Raw genomic sequence first — 4,993 nt, forward strand, 5'->3', positions numbered from 1 at the left:
CCATGACATCGGCCTCTCGGGCTGGCTTTATCTGGTGGTGCTGATCCCGACCATCGGCAGCCTGATCATCCTGGTCTTCGCGCTGATCCCGACGCAGGCCCGCGAAAACCAGTGGGGACCGGTGCCGGCGGGCGTCAGGGTCTAGGGATGATCGCCTTCAGCGCCTCGCCCGAAAGCCTGAGAAAGACCTTCTGGCCGTGGCGTTCTGCGCCAAGCCGGTCGTAGAAGCGCTGCGCGCCTTCGTTCCAGTCCTCGCTGGTCAGGTCGATGCGGCCGATGCCTTCGCGCAGGCAATGATCGGCGAGAAAGCCGATCAGCGCCCGGCCGACACCAGCGTTGCGGGCTTTGTCGCGCACGAACAGGTCCTTGAGGAACAGCAGCCGCTCGAGATCGATACCGGGATGCGCGATCGCCACCGACGCCAGGCCGCTGACCTCGCCCTCGATGAAGGCGAGCGCGAAATGCGGATAGGCCGGGCTTTCCTCGCCAAGCCATTTTCGTGCCGCAGACAGGGCCCGGTCGGCATCGAGAGGCCGTTGCCGATAATGTTCCGCCATCTCGCAAAACATGGCCGCGAGCGTCGTCGCGTCCTCGATCGTCGCCCAGCGGACGTCGACCGTCACGGTATCAGCCCAGGAATTTGGCGATGATCGCGTCGCCCATCTCAACCGTACCGACCTCGGTCATGCCATCGGACATGATGTCTTTCGTCCGCAGGCCCGCGTCGAGCACGGCGGCGATCGCGCCTTCGACGCGGTCGGCTTCATCGACCATGCCGAAGGAATAGCGCAGGCACATGGCGAAGGAGGCGATCATGGCGATCGGGTTGGCAATGCCCTTGCCGGCAATGTCGGGCGCCGAACCGTGCACCGGCTCGTACAGCGCCTTGCGCTTCTTGGTCTTGGCGTCAGGCGCGCCGAGCGAGGCCGACGGCAGCATGCCGATCGAGCCGGTCAGCATGGCGGCGATGTCGGACAGCATGTCGCCGAACAGATTGTCGGTGACGATGACGTCGAACTGTTTTGGCCAGCGCACCAGCTGCATGCCGCCGGCATCGGCCAGCATGTGGTCGAGCTTGACGTCGGCATAACGCGCCTTGTGGGTCTGGGTGACGACCTCGTTCCACAGCACACCCGACTTCATCACATTGCGCTTTTCCATCGAAGTGACATGGTTCTTGCGGGTCCGCGCCAGCTCGAAGGCGACGCCCGAAATGCGCTCGATCTCGAACGTGTCGTAGACCTGCGTGTCGATGCCGCGCTTCTGGCCGTTGCCGAGGTCGATGATCTGCTTGGGCTCGCCGAAATAGACGCCGCCGGTCAGCTCGCGCACGATCAATATGTCGAGACCTTCGACCACCTCCTGCTTGAGCGAAGAGGACGCTGCCAGTGCCGGATAGCAGATGGCCGGGCGCAGATTGGCGAACAGCTCCATGTCCTTGCGCAGCCGCAGCAGGCCGGCTTCTGGGCGCACTTCATAAGGCACCGCATCCCATTTCGGACCGCCGACGGCGCCGAACAGCACCGCGTCGGCCGCCATCGCCTTTTCCATGTCGGCATCGGAGATCGCCGCGCCATGCGCGTCATAGGCACAGCCGCCGACCAGCCCCTCATCGGTGGCAAAACCGCTGCCGAGCCTGTCGTTCATGACCGCGATCAGTTTCTTGACCTCGGCCATGGCCTCAGGACCGATGCCGTCACCGGGGAGCAGGAAAAGATGCTTCGTTGCCATGGAGAAACCGTCCTGGAAAGATTTGAACCGCGGCCTTGCTAAACGCCAAGCGAGTTGCATGCAAGCAGGAACGCAGCGATCACGGATAACCCGATTCGTTGGTGATCCGTAGCGCCCCCCTCTGCCCTGCCGGGCATCTCCCCCTCAAGGGGGAGATTGGCAGCATTATCGTTTCGCCTCTTCTTTCTGACGTGGAGATTGGCGAACGCCGAGGCGACATCCAATCTCCCCCCTTGAGGGGGAGATGGCCGGCAGGCCAGAGGGGGGCGCTGTCCCGCCGGCATACGTCATCACTGATGCGAGAGAATGTTGACCAGCCGACCGAACGGATCGCGGACGTAGAAGCGCCGCACGCCCCACGGTTCGTCGGCCGGTCCGTATTCGATGGCAAAGCCCGCCGCCTTCATGGCATCGAGCGCCGCATCCACGTCGTCGACCTCGATGGAGAGGTCGGGCACCGGCGTGCCGGAACCGCCTTGCGCCATGAAGCTGACCTGGACATCCATCTTTGCTTGCGAGCCGTAGGTTGCGATCCAGCCGAGATCCATCAGCACGTCGAGGCCGAGCACATCGTGGTAGAAACGCTTCGCCGCCGCGACATCCGCTGTCTCGATATTGGCAACAATGCGCTGGACTTTCATCGTCGGTCGCCCTTCAGGCCGTGCGCCGCAGCGCCGTCACCTCGATCTCGATCTTCATTTCCGGTTTGTTGAGTTGGCAGACGATCATCGTCGCTGTCGGCCTGATGTCACCGAACGTCTCGCCGAGGATCGGGAAGACTACATCCACGAAGGCCTGGTCGGTGATGTAGTAATGCGCCCGCACCACGTCAGCCATCTCGAAGCCGCCGTCCTTCAGCGCCTTGCCGATCGTCGCCAGGCAATTGCGCGTCTGCGCCTCCACCGTCTCCGGCATCGTCATCGTCGCATAGTCGTAGCCGGTGGTGCCGGACACAAAACACCAGTCGCCCTGCACCACGGCGCGCGAATAGCCGGCGGTCTTTTCGAACGGCGAACCGGTGGAGATGAGTTTGCGCATATGAGGGGCCTTGCTTGGGTTGTCGGCCAGCATTAGCAGGCGGAACGGCGCGGGTCGTGGGCCAAGCCAGGCAAACTGTTATCCCGGAAGCGAAGCGCGAACCTCCGAGATTGGTTGAAGCATCCCTTCCGTCGTCATCCTATGGCGGAGCAAGGAGCGTAGCGACGCGGCGCAGACCATAGGATGACGAAAGCGAGGGGGTGCTGCGCAACGCTAAAGCTTTAATTTGCCGCCCCCAGCGCCTTGTCCAACGCCGCCTTCACATCCGCCGGCCATGTCGCCACATCAGGCCAGGCGTTCGGCTGGCCATTGTCGCCGCGGCGCGCAAAATAGAGCCTGTGCTGGGCCGGGTCGACCGCCATGAAGCCGTCATTGCCGCCGCAATCATGCGGCACGCAGCCGCTGGCGTAGAAGGCGCCCGAAGCGGTCTTTTCGGTGCCGCCGCCGACCAGCAGGCTGGTCGCCATGTCGGCCATGTCCTTGCCGAGCAGCTTTTCCGCTTCCTTGTAGACGGCCTCATTGTGGAAGGCGTCGATGATGTTCTGGTACTTTTCCGGATCGATGTCCTTCCAGTCCGTGCCGGGTTCCGGCATGTAGGTCAGATTGCCCGAAATCGTCAGCCCGTCGGTCGGCGACCATTGCAAAGCCGGTTTCTCATCCCCCGGCAACAGGTAGGGCACGAAATAGATGGCGTTGTCGGACACCGCCGAGGGCGGGGCGCCGCACTGGTCCTGCTCGACAGTGGTGCTCTGGATCGTGCCGCCTTCCGGCTTCCAGACGATCACCGTCGCCGGCCCGCATTGGTTGCCGCCGTCGCCGACATCGAACAGCGCCACCTTGACGCCGCCGACCTCGACTATTTTGTCGAAGAAGACATCGTAATTGCTGGCCAGCTGCTTGCCGTCATAGGCAAGCACCTTCTCGCCATACTGTTCCTTCTGGGTGATGGTCAGCGTGCCGCCTTCGAATGGCACCGGGGCCTGCTTGTCGTCATCGGAAGCATCGGCGGCGTTCGTCCCCTGATCGGCGGACGGCTGCTCCGTCGCCGGGGCCGGCTGTGTGGCGGGCGTCTGGGTCTGCGCAGACGCGCTGGCGATTTGCCCCAGCAACAAGGCCAGCCCGCAAAGGCCGGCAAGAAGCGAACGTGTCATGACTGTCCCTCCACTCAGTCGCCGCGAACCGGCCCGAAAGGCCAGATCCACCCGTCCGGAGCGCGCCGCTCAGGCCCAGGGGCGCTGTTCGGCGTTGCGCTTCTCGAACGAAGCGATGGCGCCGGCTTTCTCCATGGTCAGGCCGATATCGTCGAGCCCGTTGAGCAGGCAGTGCCGCTTGAAGTCGTCGAGGTCGAATTTGACCACGCCGCCATCCGGCCCACGGATTTCCTTGGCTTCGAGGTCTACCGACACCGTGGCATTGGAGCCGCGCGAGGCGTCGTCCATCAGCTTCTCGAGATCCTCGGGGCTGACGGTGATCGGCAGGATGCCGTTCTTGAAGCAGTTGTTGTAGAAAATGTCGGCGAACGAGGTCGAGATGACGCAGCGAATACCGAAGTCGAGCAGCGCCCACGGCGCATGCTCTCGGCTGGAGCCGCAGCCGAAATTGTCGCCGGCGACCAGGATCTGCGCCTTGCGGTAGGCCGGCTTGTTGAGCACGAAATCCGGGTTTTCCGAACCGTCGTCCTTGTAGCGCATTTCGGCGAACAGGCCGGTGCCGAGCCCGGTGCGCTTGATCGTCTTGAGATAATCCTTCGGGATGATCATGTCGGTGTCGACATTGACGATCGGCATCGGAGCGGCGACGCCGGTGAGCTTGGTGAATTTTTCCATGGTTTTTGCCCGTGTTTTCGTTGCGGGGGAATTTGCTGAGGCCCGGTTTACACAAAGCCGGCGGCAAATAAAAGGCAACTGTTCGTGCATGGTGGCACAAGCCAGCCCGATGGTGCAATCTGGCGGCCATGGCAGAAAACGCACACGTCCTCTACGAAAGAGAACCCGCGCTCGACATCGCCGAATTCCGTCGCGTGCTGGTCGAATCCGGCCTCGGCGAGACACGGCCGATCGATGATGAAGCGCGGCTGCGGGCGATGCTGTCGGGCGCCAATCTGGTGCTGACCGCGCGCCTTGATATTCAGGGCAAGCCGCTGATCGGCGTCATCAGGGCGATCACCGACTTCTCCTGGGTCTGCTACATCTCCGAACTCGCCGTTTCCCGATCGGCACAGGGG

The 4,993-nt window shown here is 63.1% G+C and carries 7 protein-coding genes and 1 pseudogene; 2 read left to right on the top strand and 6 right to left on the bottom strand.

Annotation, left to right across the window (positions count from 1 at the left end; all coding sequences use genetic code 11):
• Window positions 1-145: DUF805 domain-containing protein (locus EN969_RS16365; protein ID WP_164758298.1), on the top strand; the 145-nt coding region annotated here is incomplete at its 5' end.
• On the opposite strand, the gene EN969_RS16370 is transcribed toward EN969_RS16365, so the two are convergent.
• The 6 genes from EN969_RS16370 to leuD form a co-directional block, all read right to left on the bottom strand.
• Window positions 135-623, bottom strand: coding sequence for a GNAT family N-acetyltransferase (locus EN969_RS16370; RefSeq protein WP_063169564.1), 489 nt, complete (start codon window positions 621-623; stop codon window positions 135-137). The genes EN969_RS16365 and EN969_RS16370 overlap by 11 nt on opposite strands.
• 4 nt (window positions 624-627) lie before the next feature.
• Window positions 628-1,731, bottom strand: a complete 1,104-nt coding sequence (gene leuB, locus EN969_RS16375) for a 3-isopropylmalate dehydrogenase (RefSeq protein ID WP_063169565.1) — start codon at window positions 1,729-1,731, stop codon at window positions 628-630.
• A gap of 290 nt (window positions 1,732-2,021) precedes the next feature.
• The gene (locus tag EN969_RS16385; protein WP_063169566.1) at window positions 2,022-2,372 is read right to left on the bottom strand and encodes a VOC family protein; all 351 of its coding nucleotides are present in this window, start codon (window positions 2,370-2,372) and stop codon (window positions 2,022-2,024) included.
• Window positions 2,373-2,385: 13 nt separating this feature from the next.
• Complete coding sequence (locus EN969_RS16390) at window positions 2,386-2,769, bottom strand: RidA family protein (protein WP_063169567.1); 384 nt, start codon at window positions 2,767-2,769, stop codon at window positions 2,386-2,388.
• 221 nt (window positions 2,770-2,990) lie between these two features.
• Window positions 2,991-3,920 carry a hypothetical protein gene (locus EN969_RS16395; RefSeq protein ID WP_013528788.1) on the bottom strand — a complete coding sequence of 310 codons (930 nt, stop codon included), beginning with the start codon at window positions 3,918-3,920 and terminating at the stop codon, window positions 2,991-2,993.
• 69 nt (window positions 3,921-3,989) lie between these two features.
• On the bottom strand, window positions 3,990-4,595 hold the full coding sequence (leuD, locus tag EN969_RS16400; RefSeq protein ID WP_013528787.1) for a 3-isopropylmalate dehydratase small subunit: 606 nt from the start codon (window positions 4,593-4,595) through the stop codon (window positions 3,990-3,992).
• A gap of 128 nt (window positions 4,596-4,723) precedes the next feature.
• Between leuD and EN969_RS16405 the strand changes: the two are divergent.
• Window positions 4,724-4,993 (top strand): annotated as a pseudogene (locus EN969_RS16405) (GNAT family N-acetyltransferase); the annotation flags it as partial.

Source organism: Mesorhizobium sp. M7A.F.Ca.CA.003.01.2.1 (genome assembly GCF_003998945.1).
Taxonomy (GTDB): domain Bacteria; phylum Pseudomonadota; class Alphaproteobacteria; order Rhizobiales; family Rhizobiaceae; genus Mesorhizobium; species Mesorhizobium ciceri.

Excerpts from the sequence above, each read along its gene's own strand:
- EN969_RS16395 (WP_013528788.1), bottom strand. The coding sequence starts at position 3,920 with ATGACACGTTCGCTTCTTGCCGGCCTTTGCGGGCTGGCCTTGTTGCTG.
- EN969_RS16390 (WP_063169567.1), bottom strand. The coding sequence starts at position 2,769 with ATGCGCAAACTCATCTCCACCGGTTCGCCGTTCGAAAAGACCGCCGGC.
- EN969_RS16385 (WP_063169566.1), bottom strand. The coding sequence starts at position 2,372 with ATGAAAGTCCAGCGCATTGTTGCCAATATCGAGACAGCGGATGTCGCG.
- leuD (WP_013528787.1), bottom strand. The coding sequence starts at position 4,595 with ATGGAAAAATTCACCAAGCTCACCGGCGTCGCCGCTCCGATGCCGATC.
- leuB (WP_063169565.1), bottom strand. The coding sequence starts at position 1,731 with ATGGCAACGAAGCATCTTTTCCTGCTCCCCGGTGACGGCATCGGTCCT.